A 21,822-nucleotide genomic window follows, 5' to 3' on the forward strand; every position below is an offset into this window, starting at 1 on the left:
AGAAGCTATGCTGGTGGTAAATATCGAGATCTGGCCTTGGGGCCGTGAGGAGCGGAAGTACAAGATCGGCGAGATCACGGCCGGGAATATCGCAGGCGGCCGCATATCGAGCTACGAGGTTCGCGTTCAGCAGGAGGGTTACGAACCTGAAGGCGTACCGGCGATCGATAAAGAAGTCCTGCTACGCGATCATGACCGCCGCGCGGGCGCACTGGCGCTCATTCGTGACGCGCTGCTGATTGCCGTACCGCCACCCAAGGAAAGTTCCGGCGGGTCTGATGCCGGAACCGAGTCACCCATACCGGAGGTGTGAGGCTATGAAAAAGCGCCCCGGCTCCCCGCGCTCTGGCTCCGCGGCGAAGGCTGCTGTCGCACGGTTCGTGCCGGCAAACCGGCGCCGGCTGAGCGGTCCTGGACTGCGGACCTTCCTTGCAATTGCCGCTCTTTGGGGACTGACCGACGAACAGCGCCGGCTGATCCTCGGCTACCCGGCTCGATCGACCTATCGGGCTTGGGTCAAGAAAGCTCGCGAGCACCGCGACATCACGCTGAGCGGCGATGTCCTGATGCGGATTTCAGCGATCCTCGGCATTTACAAAGGGCTTAGAATTCTCTTCGCCGACGACGATAAAGGTGTTGAATGGCTCAGGGGGCCTCATAAAGCCCGCGTTTTCGGTGGCGCGTCTCCGATCGAAGTCATTGCCAGCGGCACGCAGGACGCTCTTCTCACCGTACGCCGCTTCTTGGATGCTGCCTGTGGCGGACTCTTCATGCCCCCGGTTTGGGATGAGCGCGATAGGCCGCCCTATGACGATAGCGAGATCATATTCGATGGCACGGAGGATTGAGGGGGCATCCGCTATACTCCCCTCGTCCCCTGACCGCATCATGCTGAATCGCGACGAAGTTTTCGCACCATCCGTTCATGCCTGATTGCAGCCTCGCGAAGCCGGACAGCCGAAAACGAATCTTCGGTCGCGCTCGCTTTCAGACGGGCGACGCGGGCCAGCTGTTCGTAATAAATGGCGTCACGCACGGGCTCCATGTCCAGCCCGATATCATGTTCAAATCAACAATTGGCTAGTGGAGCGAGAATCCTCCTCATCTAATAAACGTGAAGATTCAAATGGCAAAAATCCCGCCGAACCGCCGAAAGACAGCATATAAATCTCTTCGCAAGATCGCCGAGAAGCTGGGCGTTCCCTTTATCGTTCGTCCACCGGCAACACCGCCGACGAAGGATGGGGAGCAACGTGAACTTGCCGATCCGAAACGCTGATCGAGTAGGGCCGTTATAAGCGTATGCCAGTGATACGTTTAGGCGCACCGGGAAGGACCTCGGACGCGATCTGATTTTCACCGGATGCTCATTGAATCGCTGTAATTACCGCTCGACCCCGCTGCGCTAGCGACCCAGCGCTGCGGTGCAAGCTCAAACGAGTGGGGGCCCCTCTGGCGGAGTCGATCTTCGTTTGAACCACGGATCATCCGTTCGATCGACAACCAGCTGGTCAGCCGGATATTGCCGCACGAGCGCGATGGTCTCGTCTGCCGGGGCCGCTCAGCCACAAGCGTCCTAGCGACACCCGATCAAAGCACATATTTGCTGAGGTCGGTGTCGCCCACGATCTCCGAAAGCTGGCGTTCAACGTAGGCGGCGTCGATCTCGAGCGTCGTGCCGCCGACGTCTTCGGCGGTGAAGCTGATTTCTTCGACCAGCCGCTCCATGATCGTCTGCAAGCGGCGCGCGCCGATATTCTCGACCTTCTCGTTGACCTCGGCCGCGAGCTTCGCGACGCGCGCGATTGCCTCGGGAGTGAAGTTCAGCGTCACGCCTTCGGTGCCGAGCAGCGCCACATATTGTTCGGGCAGCCCGGCCTTGGTCTCGCTGAGGATGCGTACGAAATCCTCCTCGGTCAGCGCGCCGAGCTCGACGCGGATCGGCAGGCGGCCCTGCAGTTCGGGGAGCAGGTCGCTCGGCTTGGCGACATGAAAGGCGCCTGAGGCGATGAAGAGGATATGGTCGGTCTTCATCGGGCCATATTTGGTCGCGACGGTCGTTCCCTCGATCAGCGGCAGCAGGTCGCGCTGGACGCCCTCACGGCTCACCGAACCGCCGCGCACATCGCTGACCGCGATCTTGTCGATCTCGTCGAGGAAGACGATGCCATTCGCCTCGGCGTCGGCGAGCGCGATCCGCGCGACATCGTCCTGATCGAGGCGCTTGTCCTGCTCTTCTTCGATGAGGCGGGTCGCGGCTTCGATCACCTTCAGCTTGCGGCGCTTCTTGGGCGCGCCGCCCATGGCCTTGCCGAGCATGTCCGACAGGTTGATCATGCTCATCTGTCCCGGCTGTCCGGGCAGTTCGAACGGCATGCCCGGGGCGTCGGCAACCTCGATCTCGACCTCGCTATCGTCGAGATGGCCTTCGCGGATGCGCTGGCGAAAGCTCTGGCGCGTCGTCTCGCTGGCGCCCTTGCCGGTGAGTGCGTCGAGCAGCCGTTCCATCGCGGCCTCTTCGGCGGCGGCGCGCACCGCCTCGCGGCGGCGATCCTTCTCGAGCCGCACCGCTTCCTCGACCAGGTCGCGTGCGATCTGTTCGACGTCGCGGCCGACATAACCGACCTCGGTGAATTTGGTCGCCTCGACCTTGATGAACGGCGCGTCGGCGAGCTTCGCGAGGCGGCGCGAAATCTCGGTCTTGCCGCAGCCCGTGGGGCCGATCATCAGGATATTCTTGGGGCTCACCTCGTCGCGCAGGTCAGCCGACAATTGCTGGCGGCGCCAGCGGTTGCGCAGCGCGACGGCGACCGCGCGCTTCGCGGCGTCCTGGCCGATGATATGCGTATCGAGGGCGGCGACAATCGCCTTCGGGGTCAGATCCTTGTTCATGTGATTATGCCTGGATTTCGATGGTTTCTTGGGTGAACTGGTCGTTGGTGTAGACGCAGATATCGGCGGCGACCTCCATCGCCTTCTTCACCAGCACCGCCGGATCCTTTTCATAGTCGACGAGCGCGCGCGCCGCCGAGAGCGCGAAATTGCCGCCCGATCCGATCGCCGCGATGCCGCCCTTGGGTTCGAGCACGTCGCCGTTGCCGGTGATGACAAGTGTCACTTCCTTGTCGGCGACGATCATCATTGCCTCGAGGTTGCGCAGATATTTGTCAGTGCGCCAGTCCTTGGCGAGCTCGACCGCGGCGCGGAGCAGCTGGCCGTTGTGGCGTTCGAGCTTGGCTTCGAGCCGTTCGAAGAGGGTGAAGGCGTCGGCGGTCGCGCCGGCGAAGCCGCCGATGACGCTGCCGTCGTGGAGGCGGCGGACCTTGCGGGCGTTAGGCTTCATCACTGTCTGGCCCATCGAGACCTGACCGTCGCCGATGATGACGACCTTGTCGGCGCTGCGGGCGGAAAGGATGGTTGTTCCGTGCCAGGGTGCGGCACTTTGCGCATGGGGATTGGTCATACGCCGCGATATGGGAGATAGCGAGCGGGGCCGCAAGGGGAGGGCGGCGTCAGGCGGACCATGTCAGTAGCGCGCGGGCGCCGTCGTCGATCTCGATCGTCGACGGATCGGAGAGGAGCACCGCTTCGCCGAGCGCGACGCTTTCGCCCGCGACGCGGCATCCGGCCGAGAGTGGAACGAACGTCAGTTCGCCGGTCGCCTGTTCGAGCACGGCCGCATCAACCGGTGCGGCGAGCTGTGCGAGACGGAAATATGGCCCGCTGACGAGCATGCGGTTCGTGCCGGGATCGACAATTGTGTCACGCGGATCGTGGACCGGGCCGGGATGCGCGACTTTCAGCCCCTCATCGAGATGCAGCTCGCGCGGGCGGCCATAATCATAAAGGCGATAGGTGCAGTCGACATTCTGCTGCACCTCGACGATGGTCAGCCCGCCGCCGATCGCATGGATCGTGCCCGCACGATTATAAACGAAATCGAGCGGTTTCGACGGCCGCCAGTCGATCATGTCGACGATCGATCCGTCGAGCGCCGCATCGTGTAGCGTTTCACGCGTCGTTTCAGCCGTCAGGCCGACGCCCAGCTGGGCACCCGGTTCGGCGTCGAGGATCAGCCAGCATTCTTCCTTGCCGCAGGGAAAACCCACGGCTTGCGCCGCTTCGTCGTCCGGATGGACCTGGATCGACAGCCGTTCCGAGGTAAAGAGGAATTTGACCATGACCGGCGCATCGTCGCCGGCGGGATTCGAAAACCAGATCTCGCCGATCCGGCGCCCGCCGAAATCGCCGAACGCCGCCGGAATATCGGTGCGTCCCCAGGGCTTTTCGACGACGATGGTTTCGAGGCGCGTCAGCATAGCGCCAAAATGCGTAGCCGCCGGCGGAGCGTCAAGCGCGCTGCGTCAGGCGGCCCGATGCAAGCGATTGCCGTTGCCGCCGTTCGGCTGGTCGAGCCACAGGCCGCGCGTGTCATAGACGATCTTGTCGCCGCGTTCCTCGATCGGGATCGATTTGAACAGGTCGTGGTCGACGAGGACGATCAGCACGTCACACCCGGCGAGCGCGCTGTCGAGATCGATCAGCTCGGCGCCGGTGCCCGTGAACTCCATTGGCAGGCCGCGCGCATAGGGCTCGACGATCTCGATCTGCTTGCCGAACCGGCGTGCAAGCGCGGCGGCGACCTCGACCGCCGGGCTTTCGCGGAAGTCGTCGATATTGGGCTTGAACGCGAGGCCCAGGCAGGCGACGCGCGCCTTGGGATGTTGCGATACGAGCATTTCGGTGGCGCCGATGACGTGCGCGGTCTTGGCGAGATTGACCTCGCGTGCCGTACGGATCAGGCGGCTGTGATCGGGTGCGCCATGGACGAGGAACCAGGGATCGACCGCGATACAATGGCCGCCGACACCGGGCCCCGGCTGGAGAATGTTGACGCGTGGGTGGCGGTTGGCGAGGCGGATCACCTCCCACACATCGACGCCCATATGCTCGGCCATCATCGACAGCTCGTTGGCGAAGGCGATATTGACGTCGCGATAGCTGTTTTCGACCAGCTTCACCATTTCGGCGGCGCGCGCCGAGGTGGTGACACACGCGCCGCGGACGAACTGGCGGTAAAAGGTCATCGCGCGGCGCGCGCAGCGCGGCGTGATGCCGCCGATGCAGCGGTCGTTATCGACGAGCTCGACGAGGATGCGCCCCGGAAGCACACGCTCGGGGCAGTAGGCGACGAAGATGTCCGCCGCACCGGTGCAGGCGCCCGGAACCTTGAGGTCGGGGCGAAGCTCGGCGAGCAGCGCGGCGACCTTTTCGGTCGTGCCCACGGGCGAGGTCGATTCGAGGATGACCAGATTGCCCGTCTCGAGTTTCGGCGCGATCGCGCGTGCGGCCGAGAGGACATGCGTAATGTCAGGGCGGTGCTCTTCGTCATGCGGGGTCGGCACCGCGATGACAAAGGTGTCGGCGGGGGCGACGTCGGTCGAGGCGACAAGCGTTCCGCGCGACACGACACCCTGGACGAGGCCGTCGAGATCGACTTCCTCGATATGCACCTTGCCGCTGTTGACCGTGTCGACGACATGCTGGCTGACGTCGACGCCGGTGACTTTGCAACCCGAGCGTGCGATCAGCGCGGCGGTGGGCAGGCCGATATAACCAAGCCCGAGGACGGTGACCTTCTGTTCGCTATCAATGGGCACGCGCAACAATCTCCGCAATCTGTTTTGCCGCCGTGCCGTCACCGAAGGGATTATGGGCACGGGCCATGGCCGAATAGGCGTCCTTGTCGTCCAAAAGCTTGAAAATTTCGGAAACAATACGCGCTTTGTCGGTTCCGACAAGCCGCGCGGTGCCGGCTTCGATCCCTTCGGGCCGCTCGGTCGTCTCGCGCATCACGAGCACGGGTTTCCCGAGCGACGGCGCTTCCTCCTGCACACCGCCGCTGTCGGTCAGCACGAGTTCGGAGGTCGCGAGCAGGCGGACGAAATGCGGATAATCGAGCGGATCAATCAGCGCGACATTGTCTAGGCCGCCGAGGATCGGCTCCATCGCGCTGCGAACACGCGGGTTGGGATGGACCGGAAAGACCACAGCGACATTGCTGCGCGCTGCGATAGCCGCGATCGCCTCCGCGATGGCCTTCATCCCGTCACCGAAATTCTCGCGCCGATGCGAGGTGACGGCGATGATCCTTTTGCCGGCAAAGCGCGCGAGAAGTGGGTCGAGCCCGGCGGCAAGCGCCGGTTCCTCGTCGATCCGCGCCCTCGTCGCGAGCAGCGCGTCGATGACGGTGTTGCCGGTGATATGGATCCGGTCGGCCGGCACATTTTCGCCGCGAAGCGCCGCGGCCGCGGTTTCGGTTGGCGCGAAATGCAGGTCGGCGACCGCGCCGGCGACCTTGCGATTCACCTCTTCGGGCCAAGGGTGATAGATGTTGCCACTCCGCAGCCCGGCCTCGACATGGCCGACCGGGATCTTGCGGAAATAAGCGGCAAGCGTCGCAGCCATCGTCGTCAACGTGTCGCCGTGAACGAGGACGCGGTCGGGCTTTTCGGTGTCGAACGTTTCGCCAAGCCGAACGACGAGCCGCGCCAGCAGGCCATCGAGCGTTTGATTGGTCTGCATGACGTCAAGGTCGAGGTCGGGCGAGATGCGCGCGATATGAAGAACCTGATCGAGCATCTCGCGATGCTGGGCGGTCACGCAAACATATGCGTCAAGTCCCGCCTGTTCGCGCAGGGCATGAACAACCGGGAACATCTTGATCGCCTCCGGACGCGTTCCGAACACGGTCATCACTTTCATATATGTCTCTCCTGACCGAAAGTTCGTTCCCGGTCGTTCAATGGGGTCCTGTCGTCGGCGAACATTAGGCGACAAAGCTTGCAACGCCATTAAATCGTGGCAATCCTCGACGAAAGGCCCAGCAAGTAGCGTCTCGCCACGTTCGTGTGATGAACCCGCATATTGCCACTTATGTCGAGAGAGGTTAGGGGGACGCGATTGCGCGCTGGCCTATTTGGACGCTCGGTCGATATTTTTGGAAATTGGACCTTCTTTCATGTTCTGGAAGCGTAAGAGCAAGCCGGTTCCGTCCATTCGGCGCCGCTTTGTCGTCCCGGAAGGGCAGCGCGTCTACGCGGTCGGCGACATCCACGGGCGTGACGACCTTTTCGCGAATTTGATCGACTTGATCCGGGCCGACAATGCAGCCCGTGGTCCCGCCAAGGTCAGCCTGATTTTGCTCGGCGACTTGGTTGATCGCGGCCCCCAGTCGGCCGATGTCGTCGACCGCGCGATGCGCCTTCAGGGCGAGTTCGACGACATGCGCCTGCTAATCGGTAACCATGAGGAATGTTTCCTCGCGGCGCTAACGGGTGACGTCCGCCGTCTCCGTTATTTCATGCGCATCGGCGGCGAGGCGACGGTCCGGAGCTATTGGAATAGCGAAGCCAGCCTCACCGCGGCGAGCTTTGAAGAGGTGGCGGAGCAGTTGCCGTCGATGGTTCCCCAGGCGCATGTTGAATTTCTCGGCAGTGGTGAGGATGTCATTGCAATCGGTGATTATGTCTTTGTCCATGCCGGTATCCGTCCAGGCGTACCGCTGGAACGTCAGGAGTTGGCGGACCTACGGTGGATTCGGGATGAGTTTTTGGGCGACGAGCGGGATCATGGAATGATGATCGTTCACGGCCATACGATTCAGGATGAGGTGGATGAATGCGTCAACCGGATCGGCATCGATACCGGGGCCTATAAATCAGGTGTTCTAACGGCGATCGTACTCGAGGGCAGCGAGCGACGCTATCTCAAAACCGAAGGTTTTGCCGAGGCTGTCTGCTGCCCCTAAGAACTATGCTGTGACACGCCTTATATCAGGTCACGAAGGCAGCACGCCTCGCGGCGCCCGTGACCGTGGGCTTCGAGTTTGATTGCCTCTGCCGATCGCGACAGTTCAGCACAGCACGGACGAGGTTTACAGGCGAAACCCCGGTTTAGAGTGTAAATTAAACAGCGCGGAGCAACGTTCAGCCAGGTGCGAAGTTTTGTCGTTGCCCCGATCTCGACACAGCTCTAAGAGCGCGACCACAACGCTCCCGTCGCCAATGGATTGGAAAGCGGGGACTTGCGCGGAAATGCTGGCTATTGGCTGACCGCGAACTATTGTCCATGATCGATCGGTTTCAGCAGTTTGACGTGATGGTATCTCGACCCCAAGAAACGCCTCTTTTTATCGACTTCGCAATCGCCGTGCTCCGTCGAGCTGCCGATCTTCCGCGACCGGCGCGTCGGCTGATTGCGTTTTCGATGGATGCGGTCACATGCATAGTGTCTGTGTGGCTCGCTTTTTCGATTCGCGTAGGTGAATGGGACCTTATTAGCCGCCCCGTGGCGATCGTCATCGCGATTGTCCTTCCTTGCTGGTTCCTCATCGCTTGGTTTTGGGGAATCTACCGCGCGATCATCCGATCGGCGGGCGGACGGACAATCGTCGACATCGCGACGGCATGCCTGATGCTTTCGCTGCCGACGATCACGATCTTCAGTTTTGTTGGGGTTGAAGGCGTACCCCGCACGGTCGGCGTCCTTCAGCCCATGCTGTTACTCCTGCTCCTCGCCACAAGCCGGGTTATCGTGCGCTATGCGCTCGTAGATGTCTTGCATCTTGTTCATCGCGGACGACCCCATCGTGTCGCCATTTACGGAGCGGGACGGGCGGGACAGCAACTGGGCCGAGCACTTCGGCACGAGGGGCATTTGACTCTGGTTTGCTATCTTGAGGATGACCACAGTCTCGTTGGCGACCGCATCGACGGGGTGCGCATCGACGCCGCCGTCGACATCGGTCGCTACATCTCCGAACTGGAAATCGACGAGATATTGTTGGCTCTGCCAAGCGCAACCCGCGCGCGTCGCCGTGAGATCGTCGAAAGGTTAAAGAAATATGCGATCCCCGTCCGTTCGCTGCCCAGCGTCGGCAATATCATAGACGGACAGGTTTCGATCAAGGACCTGAAAGAAGTGCGTGTCGAGGATTTGCTTGGCCGCGATCCCGTTCCGCCCGATGAGCAATTGCTCGGCGGCGCCATAACTGGAAAATCGGTACTGGTGTCCGGGGCTGGCGGGTCGATCGGATCCGAGCTTTGTCGCCAGATCATGATGCGCCATCCGCATTGCCTCGTGCTGGTTGAGCAGTCGGAGTTCGCGCTTTACAACATTCTAACAGAACTTGAGGAAAGCGGCATCGCCGACGGCAAGGTTTTGATTGTGCCTCACCTTGTCGACGTATCCGATGGCTTGGCTATGCGGCGGACCATGGAGCGGCATCGTCCCGATACGGTTTTTCATGCCGCTGCTTACAAGCATGTGCCGTTGGTAGAAGCCAACCCGATTTCGGGGCTTCGGAACAATATTCTGGGAACCTATCACTGCAGCATCGAGGCCGAACGCGTGAACTCTTCTCGCTTCATCCTCGTCAGTACCGACAAAGCTGTTCGTCCGACGAATATCATGGGCGCGTCAAAGCGCGTCTGCGAGATGATCCTGCAGGCGCGGGCAGCAGAAACGAAGGGCGGTACAATCTTCTCGATCGTTCGTTTCGGTAACGTGCTGAGCTCGAGCGGATCGGTGGTTCCGCGCTTTCAGGCCCAGATCAATGCTGGTGGGCCAGTCACTTTGACCCATCGGGAAGTCACCCGTTATTTCATGACGATCCCCGAAGCCGCCGAGTTGGTGATGCAGGCGGGGGCCATGGCAAATGGCGGGGAGGTGTTCATTCTAGATATGGGCAAGCCAGTCCGCATCATTGACCTGGCACAATCGATGATTCAACTTTCGGGTTGCACGGTACGCGATCAGGAAAATCCCGACGGCGATATCGCCATCGAAGAAATTGGTTTGCGCCCCGGCGAGAAAATGTATGAGGAACTGCTTATCGGAGACAAGCCGGAGCCGACCGATCACAGCCGAATCATGCGAGCGACAGAGAAGAAGCTCAACTGGGTGGAACTGTCTTCATGGTTGGACCAGATGACAGAGGCGTTGGATAATGGGGATATCGAAGGTGCTATGGCGGTAGTGCGCAATGTCGTTCCCGACTATACACCCTCGCCGACTGGGGACGCCGCTCTACCGGATCAAGCCGAATCCCTGAAGAAGACGATTACGCGATGATAAAGATAATGAGAAGAAATCGCTTGTCGCACTCGCACGCGACGGCCTCCCCGATGTCCCTCGATCGTCTTGCCTATCTCGGAATGGCGGCGCTGCTACTGACTGGCTTCCTGCTGGCTGGCGGGGGGCGCGATGATCTGTTGTCGCTGGTGATCTGGCGACCGCTGTCGATGATTTTTCTGGCGTTGGCGATCTGTATCTATTGGCGAGAAGCATGGCAGAATGGCCAGGCTCTCGTGCTGTTTGGTCTCGTCGTCGTACTATTACCAGCACTCCATCTTGTGCCGCTTCCTCCCGCAATCTGGTCTTCTTTGCCGGGGCGTGAGTTCATCGCGGCAATCTACCGGGATGCAGGAATGACTCTGCCGTGGCAGCCGTTGTCGGTGGCGCAGGCGCGAACGTGGAACGCGTTGTTCTCGCTCGGCGCACCGCTTGCCATGCTTTTTCTGGTCCTGTCGACCGATATGAAGTGGCAGCGCCGCATCGTGCTGATCCTGCTGGGTATCGGTTTTATAAGCGGTATTATCGGCACGCTGCAGGCCATTGGGCCCGCGCAGGGGCCGCTCTATTTCTATCGGATCACTAATAACGGTTATAGCGTGGGCTTTTTTGCCAACCGAAACCATCAAGCCGCGTTTCTGGCATCGATGTATCCTTTGCTCGCTGCCAATCTTTCCTTTTTCAAAGGCAAGCCCGAGCAATTGTTGTTCCACCGTTCCATGGCAATCATCGGCGGACTGCTGCTGCTAGTGTTAATCCTCATGACGGGATCACGCGGCGGCGTCGCGCTGGCGGTGCTCGGCGTTGTTGCGGCATGGTGGGTTTATCGGGCACCCGTCGCGCAGGTACGGTCCGCAGCGCGGGCAACCGAGACGCGAACCCGAATTATCGGCTTTGGCCTTGCATTGCTGCTGATGGTTTTTGCGGCAATCGTTGCCGTTCGTACACCGGCAGTCCGTCGGCTGATGGAAGGCGATCCGTCGAGTGAACTGCGGGTCAGCAACCTGTCCACGGTCATGGAAGCGGTGAACCAGTTTTTCCCGTTTGGAAGTGGTCTTGGAACATTTGTCGAGGCATTTCAGCTATTCGAGAGGAATGATTCCATCTCCGCGACATATTTCAATCATGCCCATAATGATTTCGTCGAGATTCTCCTGACTGCCGGCGTTCCCGGCGTGGCGATGATTCTGTGGGCGGCCATACTCGGCTTCATGGTGCTGCGAGTGCTGGTGAAATCACGTAACGTAAAATCGAACAGCCCTGAATTTCAGTCGCAAGTGCTTGGTCGCGCCGGAATTTCGATACTCGCCATGCTTGCGCTCTACAGCGCGGCTGACTATCCGCTGCGCGTTCCGTCGCTCATGCTGCTGGCGGTGATCGCTGCCGGCTGGTGTTCAAATGCCTGTCGGGTAGCCCAACGATGAAGAGATTTATGTCGCAAGTCGATTTCAGAAGTTTCGCCAAAGCGTCGGTTGCGAGCTTGGCAGCAATGTTGTTGCTGACCACAACAGCCTGCACGAAGAGCATGACATCAGGCGGCCTTGGCGGCTCCACTGTCACGCGTGTCGATGCCAGTGAACTTCCGGGGCCGGAAGGGCAGGTTGGTGATGCCCAGCATTACAGCTATCGCATTGGGCCCTATGACAAGCTGATCGTCGATGTCCTCAACATCGAACAGCTGAGCGATCGTCGCGTTACCGCCGATGGCGATGGCGCGATCAGCCTGCCGGTGGCAGGCGTTGTCAACCTTAACAACCTGAGCATCGCTGAAGCAAATGCTCGGCTCGCGCAGCAACTGCGTGCCGGCCATATGCGGAATCCCCGCGTTGCTGTGAACCTCGAGGAATCGGTCAGCCGTTTCGTCACGATCGATGGCGAGGTCGAGCAGCCGGGCAATTATCCGATTGTTGGTGGAATGACCCTGATGCGTGGCGTCGCTGCGGCGAAGGGGGCCACTGATTTCGCGAAGCTTCGTGAGGTCGTGATCCATCGGAATGTGAAGGGCAGCCAGATGATCGCATTGTACGATCTGGCAGCTATTCGGCGCGGCGCCTATACGGACCCCATACTCTATCCCAACGACATCATTGTCGTGGGTGATTCGCCGTCGCGTCGCTTGCTTCAGCAGTTCGTGTCTATTGCGCCGCTCTTCGTCTCACCGCTGATCGCGGTCCTTGACAACCGCTGATCCGTACTCCGGCTGAAATGAGTGTAAATTTGATGTCCAAGATGGAACCTTCCGCTCAGATGATTGGCGACGAGGCTGGTGCCAGTGCGGCGCCTTGGGCTGCGCCGATCCTTCTCGATTATTGGAATGCGCTGAAGCGCCACATTTGGGTCGCTCTGGCTATCGTGTCGGTTGCGGTGGTGATTGGTACAATCCTGACCTTGCTTATGACGCCGCAATTCACGGCAACGTCGAGGATCGAGATTGCTCGTGAACAAGCCAATGTCACGAATGTCGAGGGTCTTCAGCGCGAAGACGCAACGCCAAATCAGGAATTCTACCTGACGCAATATTCATTGCTCAACGCGCGCTCGCTTGCGGAGCGCGTCGAGCGCCGACTGCGGCTTGCGTCGAACAAGAGTTTCTTCGAGGCCCACGGCGCGACGCCGGTGGGTGAAGGCTTTCTGTCGGGTGGCGGAAACGCCGGCGCGGTTTCGGTTGATAATATGCGCGATCGCCAGCGGCAGGCAGTGGATTTGCTTCTCGGTCATATCTCAATTTCGCCGGTTCGCGGGTCGGCGCTGGTCGACGTCAGCTACACCAGCGCTTCATCCGGCATCTCCCAGCAGATTGCCAAGACCTGGGTAAGTGAATTCGCCCAACAAAGCATGGATCGCCGCCTTGCATCCACGGCCGACGCCCGGGTCTATCTGGAATCTCGGCTCCAAGGCTTGCGTGAGCGCCTGGAGACGTCGGAACGCGATCTTGTGAATTATGCGGCGCGGCAGGGAATCGTCCGACTATCGGAATCCAAAAGCCCTGACGGCAGAACGCAAACGACACAAACGCTCGCATCCAGCAATCTCGATCAGCTGAACCGCTTCCTCGTTGAAGCGACGGCCGAGCGGACGCAGGCTGAAGCGCGGCTGCGCGCAGCACGCTCTGCCGGAAGCACGCAGCTGGCGCTGCAGAACCAATCTCTGAGCAATCTGCGCGCACAGCGCGCCGAAACGAACGCGAAATATCAGGAGATGCTTGTTCACTTTGAACCCGAATATGCCGATGCGAAGGCTGCACGCGAGCAAATTGCTGCGCTGGATCGCGCAATCGGGGCCGAAGACAAGCGTGTTCGCGACGCTTATATGGCGGATTATGAGGCCGCTTCGCAGCGCGAACAGGTCTTGCGTGGTAAGGTCAACGAGCTTCTCGGGCAGCTCGATTCCGAAAGCCGCTCGAGCATCCAGTATAATATCTTTCAGCGCGAAGTTGATACCAACCGCCAACTTTATGACTCGCTGCTGCAGCGTTATAAGGAAATCGGCGTCGCTGGCGTTGGGACCAACAATATTTCGGTCGTCGATCCGGCACCGTTGCCCGAGGCACCGTCGTCACCCAAGCTGTTGATAAACCTTGTTCTCGCGCTGTTGGCGGGCGCGGGGCTTGCCGCGATCACCATCTTCGTTCTGGAAAATCTCGACGAAAGCCTGCGCGAGCCGCATCAGGTCGCGACCAAGCTCGACGTACCCCTGTTGGGTGCGATTCCGGTGGTCAATGACGATGCGCTCGAGAATATGGACGATCCGAAGTCGATCCTATCCGAAGCCTATATGACGGTTCGCACGAACCTGAGCTTTTCGACAGATCATGGCGTACCGAAGACGTTCGCGCTCATCAGTACCTCGCCTGCGGAAGGTAAATCCACGTCGGCTTACTCATTGGCGCGCGTGCTTGGCCGGACATCGGGAACGGTGGTGCTGGTCGATGTCGATATGCGCCGTCCGATCCTTGCTTCGCGATTGGGACTTGAGAGCGGTCGCGGCGTGTCGAACTTCCTCGCCGGTGACGATAATTGGGAACAGCTTGTCCAAGATACGGGCGCGACCAATGTGTCGTTTGTCGCCGCCGGGCCGACTCCGCCGAGCGCATCGGAACTGCTTAGCGGCGAGCGCCTGGCCCTGTTTGTCAAGCAACTCGCCAGCCGGTTCGATCATGTCATTCTCGACAGCCCACCGATGCTCGGTCTGTCCGACGCACCGCTGATCGCCAATGTTGTCGAGGGCGTCGTCTACGTGATTGAAGCGGACCGGACTGCGGTGCGTGCATCCCAGGCGGCGATCCAGCGGCTGCGCGAATCTCGCGGGCATATTTTGGGCGTGCTGCTGACCAAATATAGCGCGAAGCAGTCGGGCTACGGCTATGGTTATGGATATGGCTATGGCTATGGCAGCGACAAAGCGGACGGGGAGAAGGGCTGATGACAGCGGTCAATGGCCGCGGTTCGAGAGAAGCCCCACCTCTGCGCTTCACGCCCAAGATATTCGTGGCGCTGTTGACGGGGCTTTTGTTGGCGGTCCTAGCGTTTTCGCAAGCCGCGGCAGCGATCGGGATGACGCTCAACAGTTTCCGTCCGCTGGGCGGCAGTTTCTTCTCGTGGCGAAGCGCACAGCATCAACTGGCCGTTGATCTTTTCGAGAAGCGCAAGCGAACTGATGCGCGACGCTTGATGGCATCGGGTCGCACGGGGTTGAGATATGCGCCTTTGTCCGCCCGATCCTTGTGGATGGTCGGGAAAGGATATGAGGCGCAGAAAGACATGAAAGCAGCGCGCCGCGTGATGGCTCGGGCGCAGAAGGTTACCCGCCGGGATGCTGCAATCCAGCTTTGGCTTGCCGAGGACGCGTTCCGCCGAGAGGATGTCGCGGAAGCGATTGGCCATTATGATCTGATCATGCGGTCTCAGCCGGAGACAAGCCGGGAAATCCTGCCCCGGCTTGCTGCGGTCATGGTTGCGTGGCAGGGACGCCCATATCTCCAACCATATATCAACAGTCGCAACCTCTGGTATCCCGGCCTGATGACCTCAGCGGTTAATTTGCTGCCAAAGGCGGAGCCAATCGGCCTTTTGCTGATTGAGCGCAAAGCGAAAGCGCCTGATATTGTCGAGCTGGAATCGGTCTACGGGAAACTCGTGACCCGACTGGTCGATGAAGGTGCGATAGAAGTCGCACTAAAGACGTATCCGCTTTTGCCGAACGGCAAGGCAGAGGTGCTTGGCAATGTCAGCGGAATTGCTAATGGGAAGCCGATTGCCGGTTATCCTCCGTTCATATGGTCTCTAGCTAACGAAGCCTATGGCGCTACGCTGGTCGGTGTCGACAGGAGCGGCGGAGGGATGGAATTTTTCGCCGCACCGGGAACCCTCGGCATGGCGGCGTCAAAGCTCATCAAAATCGATGCGGGAAATCGCCTCCGCTGGCGAATCTACGATCGAACCGCCAATTTGCAGAGCACCGCCGCATGGGTTGCGACATGTGTTGCGGGCAAGGCGAAGGGAGCGCAACATATGTCGATCAATCTGCTTTCGCAGTCGACGCCGCTCAACAAGACGATGAGCATGGCGCTTCCCGCGAATTGCGACGTCATCCGGCTCGATATGCGCGTCGCCGGTGGCATCGGAACGGGTCCCGCTAGCCTGGTCGTCGGTGATCTGGGACACGAGAAAGCCGCTGTAGCGAACTGATATGCTGAAACGGGCGATCGATATCCTGGGTAGCGCCTTGGGACTGGTCGTTCTTTCGCCGGTCATCCTTGCCGTGGCCTTGCTCGTGCGCGCACGCTTGGGGGCGCCGGTCCTGTTTAGGCAACAGCGTCCGGGGCTGATGGGACAGCCGTTCGGTATGATGAAATTCCGGACGATGACTGACGCTCGCGACGTGGATGGGCAGCTTTTGCCAGACATTGATCGGTTGACAGGCTTTGGTCGCTGGCTTCGCGCGGCGAGCCTGGATGAGTTACCCGGACTCTGGAATGTTTTGCGCGGCGACATGAGCTTGGTAGGGCCGCGTCCGTTGCTGATGCAATATCTTCCGCTCTATTCAAAAGACCAGGCTCGGAGGCATCTGGTTCGTCCGGGGATAACGGGTTGGGCGCAGGTCAATGGCAGGAATGCGCTCAGCTGGGATGAGAAATTCGCTCTCGACCTGTGGTATGTCGATCATCATAATTTGTGGCTGGATTTCCGGATCGTCATGCTGACAGTGGGGAAGGTGTTTCGCCGCGAAGGTATTGCCGCAAATGGTGAGGCGACGATGCCGGTCTTCACAGGGAACGGAGATCAATGCCCTTGAGTTCGATCTATGGCGTTTATGGCGCAGGGGGATGCGGGCGAGGCGTGTTGCCATTGCTGAGGCAGCAATTAGCAGGTACGGATACCCGGCTTGTATTCATTGATGATGATCACACGGCCGAGGAACTAAATAGTCATCCGGTTTGGGGATGGGAGCAGTTTCTCTCAGCCGAGGCTGACAGCAAATTCGCTTCAGTGGCAATTGCAAGCTCGTCGGTGCGGCGAGCGATCGAGGCAAAAATCATCGAATCGGGTGTCCGGATTTGTGATGTCGTGTCCGAGCGTGCCGTCATCATGGACGACGTCGTTATCGGCGCGGGTGCTGTCATTTCTCCCTTTGTGACGATTACCTCGAACATCCGAATTGGCCGGTCGTTCCACTGCAACATATCATCTTATGTCGAGCATGACTGCATAATCGGGGACTATGTAACCTTTGCCCCCGGCGTGCGGTGCAATGGCAATATTCATATCGGCGACGACGCCTATGTCGGTTCGGGCGCAATCATCCGACAAGGTACGGCCGCCAAGCCGCTTCGGATCGGCGCGGGGGCCGTCATCGGGATGGGCGCTGTCGTTACCAAAGACGTGGCGCCGGGCGTCACGGTTGTGGGAAATCCGGCTCGTCCCATGGCGAAAATTTAAGCGCCGCCATCACGACGAAGCATGACGGGCCAGCCCGCTTGCACAAATTTCGTCCTTCTTTTTGCTTGGCGGGTAATTGATCAAAACGGCACGTAGCCGACCTTTGAACACGAAAAGGCTGCCTGCCGAAGCGCCGACGGTGCCGCATGTGCCGATCAGCGACGAAATATCTTCGAGGGAGCCGGCTCCACCCAAAATTGTGAGCGGAACTCTCAGCTGATTCCGTATTGCCGCCGCCAGTTCCAGATCGTAGCCGGTCATGGTGCCGTCGCGATCGACAGAGTTGATTACAATCTCACCGGCGCCTGCACGCTCCAGCTCGATCGCGATTTCGATCGGCGACATATTGTGGACTTTGGTGGCGTTCCGCGTCGTTACCTCATAGCCTTTTCGCAATAATCCGCTCCGCCGTCGCACGTCGACAATGGCGACGACGCTCTGCCGACCGACTCGTTCGGCGATTTCGGACAGTAGGAGAGGGCGCTCGATCGCCGCGGTGCTGAGCGCGACTTTTTCCACCCCCAGGCTGATGATATGTTCGGCCTGTTCGACGGTGCTGATCCCCCCGCCATAGCATAGGGGCATTCGGCATTCGGCCGCGAGATTGGCGATCATGCGATAATCGGGGGCGGCGCCGTTCACCGTCGCGTCGATGTCGAGGACGACGAGCTCGTCGGCCTCCTTTTCGTTGAAGATTTTTACCGCGTTGATCGGATCGCCGACATATTTCGGATCCTTGAATCCGATCGTTTTGACGAGGCCGCCATCGTGGACGAGCAGGGTCGGGATGATGCGTGGTCTAAGCATATCAGGTCAGCGCGAAATTGCGGAGCAGAGCCTGCCCCCAGTGATGGCTTTTTTCCGGGTGAAATTGCACGCCATAGACATTGTCGTTCGCAACGGCGCAGCTGAAGCGATCACCATATTCGGCGGTCGCGAGGATGTTCGCCTCCTCCCGGCATTCGAAATAATATGAATGAAGAAAATAATAGCGCAGATCGTCGAGCCCGCTGAACAGGATCGCATCCGGCCGCGCTTCGACATCGTTCCATCCCATGTGCGGCATCGGAAGATCTCTCGCTCTTTCGAGACTATCGATTGTCCGCACGCGCCCCGGAACCCAGCCCAAGCCGGGTAATTTGCCTTCGTCGCTGCCGTCCGCCAGCATCTGCATGCCTACGCATATGCCAAGCACGCGCAAGTCGGTTTCGGAAATCAGTCGTTCAACGGGAGCGCGAAAGCCGGACTGCTCGAACAGGCTCATTGCGCGATCGAAGGCTCCCACGCCGGGCAGAATAGCATGGCTTGCGCCGTCCAGTGCTGCAGGATCGGTCACGCGTTCCGCCGGGATGCCGAGGCGCTTATAGGTGTTGAGGAAGGCTTGGATATTTCCAAGGCCGTAATCGATGATCTTGATCACCTGAATAACCGCTTTTCCAGTCCCAGGAGGCGCATCGCGGCAGCTCCGATGCCGATCGCCCAGCGCTTGTTCGGATAATCGCGATACGTCTTGTTCTCACCTTCGAAAATGGCCTGTAGCTCGTTCACTGTCATATCAAGCTTGTTGGCAACATATTCGAACTCCTGCGTGATGAAATGATTATCCATCTCGGGGCGCGAAATCCGCTCGATTGCGGCGTCGCGCGTCAGCTGGCCCGTCATGATCAGGCTGGAAAAATGCGCCCGCCGTTTTTCGTAACCGAACTTTCGGGGCATCCAGAAATCTTCGTAAAAGCGGGTGAAGCGCGATTCGTGATGCTTGTGTTGAAAGCGCTGCCATCCAAAGCGTCGTTCCAGCTCGCCTTCGGCGTCGGCCTTGATATATGGAACAAGGTTGAGCGGCTTGATGATCTGCATACCTAAGAAGCGCTGGTACCAGATTTTATAGACCATGATGTCGACCAGCGGAAACGTCTTGAGCGGGCGCTTTCCAAAACGCTTGTGGATGCCTTTGAATAGGCGCTTGTCGATGCCGGGATAACCACCCCATTCCTCGGGCTCGCGGCAGCATTCGGTGGAATAGTTTGCGCCTGTCAGCACATATTTGATCCGGTGTGCCCGGGCGAATTTGTACAGGGCAGAAAAGAACGCGCCGTCCTGCGGCAGATCCTGGTCTGAAATTTGCGATCGGAAAAACGCAGTCTGCAGGTCCTTCATTTCCTGCCAGTTCACGACCTCGGTGAACAACTCCAGCCCCAAGCCGTCGACCAGCTTTTCGATATTGCCGACTGCCTGGTCCGTATTCCAGCCTGCGTCGACGTGGAACAGCAGGGGGCGCAACCCCATGCGCTCGCATGCGACATAGGTCGCGTAAGAGCTGTCGAGCCCGCCGCTAAGACCGATAATGCAGTCGAAATCCTTGCCTTCGCCTTCCTTGCGGATTTTGGCGGCGATCTGGTCAAGCTCACGCGCGCCGCGATCGTCCGTGTGCCAATTGGGTTGGATTTGCTCGTCGAAATTGTGGCAATATTCGCACAGTCCGGCTTCGTCGAACGCAATATTGGGATCCGACGTGTCCATGATGCAGCGCGTGCAAATTTGATAGTCCCTGTCGGCGGTTTTGCTAGTCATTTGAAATCGAACTTCCCTGAAGCGGTGGCAACAACGCTCGCTTGCCCAGCCGCGATTAGCCAATAATTACCTGTCCGCAAAGCATGTCGAACGGATTTTGAACATCACGCCCTATGGTAGGCAATCATGGAGCGCACAATTTGTTGCGAAAGGTCGTTGTCGAGCCAGCGCTGGGCAGGCGGTGCCGTAAATTGCTGCATCCGTTGAACATCCGCGACCAGACAGTCCTGATCGACCGCCCGGCGCGGCAACGCGCCAAATTGCAGCAGATCCGGGGCCGCGCCCAGTATATTGGCGACCCGTTCGCAAACCTCGCGAACAGTTACACCTGCACCAGTTCCGATGTTGCTGATCGCAGGAGATTGCTTCTCGGGCGCTGCGGCAAAGGCGGAAAGCGCGGTACAGACGTCGTCGACGTGGATGAAATCGCGCAGTTGGGCGCCATCGCTCAACGGCACGGGCTGCGCGTTCCGCAGCCTTTCGATCAGCGCCGGCAGTAGTCGGCCGGGCGCTTCGCCGGGGCCGTAGACGCCGAAGAGACGCGCAACGCGGATGTCGAGACTACATTGTGCGCGAAGCGCGAGGCACAGATTGGTCCCACTGAATTTTGCGCAGCCATACCCGGTGTCCGGGGTACAGGGGGTCTCCTCTGACAGAATGCCAGACTTCCCATATTCGGCCATGCTGCCAGAATAGATTAGCTGGCCGTGCCCCGGCATCGAATAGGCGAGGTTGGACAGCATTCGCTGCTCGTCAGCGATCCGGCTCCACCCTTCACTATCCGCCGACGGCATCTGCGACGCGAGATGATAGATCAACGTCGGCTGCATTTGCCCCAGCGCGGATTGAACAGCCCCTGCGTCACGCAGGTCGCCGTCGGCGCGCGTCCAAGTTCGGAAATCCGCGCCGGTTTCTGCCAGAACCTTCGCCAGCCGGCGGCCTATGAAGCCTCCTGCGCCGGTTATCAATATCCGCCTATGCGCCGACATGCCTGCTTTTCCCCGCATAGGCGTCATGAAGCTGCTCGGCCACACGATCCCAAGTGTAATGACGCTCGAAAAGTGTTCGCGCGTTTCGCCCCATTGCCGCGAGTTCATCGTTGGTCAGCGAAAGTAGTTGTCGCAGCCCGGCTTCGATCGATTCGGGGGTCGGTTCAACGACAAAGCCGGCTCCCTCACTGGCAACCAGCGGAAGATGGCAATAACGGGTAATAAGCGAAGGGAGCCCGTGCGCGAGAGCTTCCGTCAACGCAACCGAAAAGCCTTCGGCATGCGATGGCAGGACGAAGATGTTGCAGAGCGCGTACACGAAATGACTTTCGGGACCGGTCAAGTTAGTGGTCATGACGACACGGTCGGGCGCCGGGCACTGAGCGACGAGGTCGCTCACATAAGCGCCATAGGCTTCGTCCTTCATGATCCCGGCGATGAGCAAGCCTGTTCCGGGGTGGTCCGGTGCCACAGCATTGAATGCCTTGACGAGCATGTCCAAGCCCTTTTCCGGATGTATGCGGCTGTAGAAGAGCAGTGACCGATCCCATCGATCGAACTGCGGTGCGATGGCGGCCAGCCTCTCGCGCGATCGGGACGGTATCGACGCCTGTCCCACATTCGCCTCCACACCGTTGGGGATGTAATATTTTCGCATCCCCGAAACCGGGTCCCAGCTTTCGCTATCTTCGGTCTCGCTGCCAAAAATCACACCGCTCGCGTCACGAAAGACGGGACGAAAACCCAGGAGTGCAAGTGCCAGGCGCTTCTTGATCCACTTGCTTCGCGACGAAGTGAGGGCGCGCCGGTCGAGCAGGCCGTGGGTTGAAATGAAATAGGGCGTGCCTGCGCGGCGCGCCATCTTGGCCACCGCGAGAAGAGCGGGGGTCCAAAAACCGTGGATATGCACGACGTCAGCGGTCGCAACGGTTTGCACCACCAACGGATCAATACGGCTGATACCAAGCAGTTGGGACAATCCCACCGGCGCGCAGAATTTAATTGCCACGCCGCTGTCGATCATGGCGCTCCATGTCGCCCGGACATCCTGCTCATCACCCGACTGCAGGGTCGTCAGAACTGTAACATTGTCGCCGCCACGTTGTAGCGCAATCGCCGAACCCGCCACGACAGCGGGCGGACCGCCGTCGCGCGGATGCATTCCGTCGATAACCAGCAGGATTTTCATT

Annotated in this window: 21 protein-coding genes; 11 read left to right on the forward strand and 10 right to left on the reverse strand. The window is 59.7% G+C overall.

Annotation, left to right across the window (positions count from 1 at the left end; translation table 11 throughout):
* The first annotated feature begins 7 nt into the window (after positions 1-7).
* The 3 genes from FG91_RS11440 (at position 8) to FG91_RS22035 (ending at position 1,279) form a co-directional block, all read left to right on the forward strand.
* Entirely contained in the window at positions 8-313 is a 306-nt protein-coding gene (locus tag FG91_RS11440; RefSeq protein WP_152568094.1) for a hypothetical protein, read from the forward strand.
* A gap of 4 nt (positions 314-317) precedes the next feature.
* Positions 318-848 carry an MbcA/ParS/Xre antitoxin family protein gene (locus FG91_RS11445; protein WP_052187522.1) on the forward strand — a complete coding sequence of 177 codons (531 nt, stop codon included), beginning with the start codon at positions 318-320 and terminating at the stop codon, positions 846-848.
* A 278-nt stretch (positions 849-1,126) separates the two neighbouring features.
* The gene (locus FG91_RS22035) at positions 1,127-1,279 is read left to right on the forward strand and encodes a hypothetical protein (RefSeq protein ID WP_161785657.1); all 153 of its coding nucleotides are present in this window, start codon (positions 1,127-1,129) and stop codon (positions 1,277-1,279) included.
* A gap of 311 nt (positions 1,280-1,590) precedes the next feature.
* Here the strand turns inward: FG91_RS22035 and hslU are convergent, their stop codons facing one another.
* From hslU to wecB, 5 genes are read right to left on the reverse strand one after another with little or no spacing between them, the layout of a single operon-like run.
* The gene (hslU, locus tag FG91_RS11450; protein WP_037515050.1) at positions 1,591-2,892 is read right to left on the reverse strand and encodes an ATP-dependent protease ATPase subunit HslU; all 1,302 of its coding nucleotides are present in this window, start codon (positions 2,890-2,892) and stop codon (positions 1,591-1,593) included.
* 4 nt (positions 2,893-2,896) lie between these two features.
* A complete protein-coding gene (hslV, locus tag FG91_RS11455) occupies positions 2,897-3,463 on the reverse strand; it encodes an ATP-dependent protease subunit HslV (protein ID WP_037515052.1) in 567 nt (188 codons plus the stop codon).
* A gap of 49 nt (positions 3,464-3,512) precedes the next feature.
* The gene (locus FG91_RS11460; RefSeq protein ID WP_052187523.1) at positions 3,513-4,319 is read right to left on the reverse strand and encodes a class I mannose-6-phosphate isomerase; all 807 of its coding nucleotides are present in this window, start codon (positions 4,317-4,319) and stop codon (positions 3,513-3,515) included.
* Positions 4,320-4,364: 45 nt separating this feature from the next.
* Complete coding sequence (wecC, locus tag FG91_RS11465) at positions 4,365-5,660, reverse strand: UDP-N-acetyl-D-mannosamine dehydrogenase (protein WP_037515444.1); 1,296 nt, start codon at positions 5,658-5,660, stop codon at positions 4,365-4,367.
* Positions 5,650-6,765 (reverse strand): non-hydrolyzing UDP-N-acetylglucosamine 2-epimerase, encoded by a 1,116-nt coding sequence (gene wecB, locus FG91_RS11470; RefSeq protein WP_037515055.1) that lies wholly within the window; start codon positions 6,763-6,765, stop codon positions 5,650-5,652. The genes wecC and wecB overlap by 11 nt, the downstream gene beginning before the upstream one ends.
* Before the next feature lie 256 nt (positions 6,766-7,021).
* Between wecB and FG91_RS11475 the strand changes: the two genes are divergently transcribed.
* From FG91_RS11475 to FG91_RS11510, 8 genes are all read left to right on the forward strand, one after another.
* Entirely contained in the window at positions 7,022-7,810 is a 789-nt protein-coding gene (locus FG91_RS11475) for a metallophosphoesterase family protein (RefSeq protein WP_037515057.1), read from the forward strand.
* 296 nt (positions 7,811-8,106) lie between these two features.
* Positions 8,107-10,134, forward strand: coding sequence for a polysaccharide biosynthesis protein (locus tag FG91_RS11480; RefSeq protein ID WP_235212016.1), 2,028 nt, complete (start codon positions 8,107-8,109; stop codon positions 10,132-10,134).
* A 53-nt stretch (positions 10,135-10,187) separates the two neighbouring features.
* The gene (locus FG91_RS11485; protein WP_037515059.1) at positions 10,188-11,558 is read left to right on the forward strand and encodes an O-antigen ligase family protein; all 1,371 of its coding nucleotides are present in this window, start codon (positions 10,188-10,190) and stop codon (positions 11,556-11,558) included.
* A gap of 8 nt (positions 11,559-11,566) precedes the next feature.
* Positions 11,567-12,322 (forward strand): polysaccharide biosynthesis/export family protein, encoded by a 756-nt coding sequence (locus FG91_RS11490; RefSeq protein ID WP_037515061.1) that lies wholly within the window; start codon positions 11,567-11,569, stop codon positions 12,320-12,322.
* Positions 12,323-12,354: 32 nt separating this feature from the next.
* A complete protein-coding gene (locus FG91_RS11495) occupies positions 12,355-14,556 on the forward strand; it encodes a GumC family protein (protein WP_037515063.1) in 2,202 nt (733 codons plus the stop codon).
* Complete coding sequence (locus tag FG91_RS11500; RefSeq protein WP_037515064.1) at positions 14,556-15,821, forward strand: tetratricopeptide repeat protein; 1,266 nt, start codon at positions 14,556-14,558, stop codon at positions 15,819-15,821. The genes FG91_RS11495 and FG91_RS11500 overlap by 1 nt, the downstream gene beginning before the upstream one ends.
* 1 nt (position 15,822) lies before the next feature.
* A complete protein-coding gene (locus tag FG91_RS11505) occupies positions 15,823-16,428 on the forward strand; it encodes a sugar transferase (protein WP_037515067.1) in 606 nt (201 codons plus the stop codon).
* Entirely contained in the window at positions 16,425-17,072 is a 648-nt protein-coding gene (locus FG91_RS11510; protein ID WP_081940573.1) for an acetyltransferase, read from the forward strand. Before FG91_RS11505 ends, FG91_RS11510 begins: the two co-directional genes overlap by 4 nt.
* Positions 17,073-17,081: 9 nt before the next feature.
* On the opposite strand, the gene FG91_RS11515 is transcribed toward FG91_RS11510, so the two are convergent.
* From FG91_RS11515 to FG91_RS11535, 5 genes are all read right to left on the reverse strand, one after another.
* Positions 17,082-17,879 (reverse strand): AglZ/HisF2 family acetamidino modification protein, encoded by a 798-nt coding sequence (locus tag FG91_RS11515; RefSeq protein WP_037515071.1) that lies wholly within the window; start codon positions 17,877-17,879, stop codon positions 17,082-17,084.
* A gap of 1 nt (position 17,880) precedes the next feature.
* A complete protein-coding gene (hisH, locus tag FG91_RS11520; RefSeq protein ID WP_037515073.1) occupies positions 17,881-18,492 on the reverse strand; it encodes an imidazole glycerol phosphate synthase subunit HisH in 612 nt (203 codons plus the stop codon).
* Positions 18,489-19,643: an N-acetyl sugar amidotransferase gene (locus FG91_RS11525; RefSeq protein ID WP_037515075.1), complete on the reverse strand. Its 1,155-nt coding sequence runs from the start codon at positions 19,641-19,643 to the stop codon at positions 18,489-18,491. Before FG91_RS11525 ends, hisH begins: the two co-directional genes overlap by 4 nt.
* Before the next feature lie 104 nt (positions 19,644-19,747).
* Positions 19,748-20,632, reverse strand: coding sequence for an NAD-dependent epimerase/dehydratase family protein (locus tag FG91_RS11530; RefSeq protein ID WP_037515077.1), 885 nt, complete (start codon positions 20,630-20,632; stop codon positions 19,748-19,750).
* Complete coding sequence (locus tag FG91_RS11535; protein WP_037515078.1) at positions 20,619-21,821, reverse strand: glycosyltransferase; 1,203 nt, start codon at positions 21,819-21,821, stop codon at positions 20,619-20,621. Before FG91_RS11535 ends, FG91_RS11530 begins: the two co-directional genes overlap by 14 nt.
* Position 21,822 lies beyond the last annotated feature (1 nt).

Origin of the sequence: Sphingopyxis sp. LC81 (assembly GCF_000756375.1) — a bacterium.
In the GTDB taxonomy this organism is placed as follows: domain Bacteria; phylum Pseudomonadota; class Alphaproteobacteria; order Sphingomonadales; family Sphingomonadaceae; genus Sphingopyxis.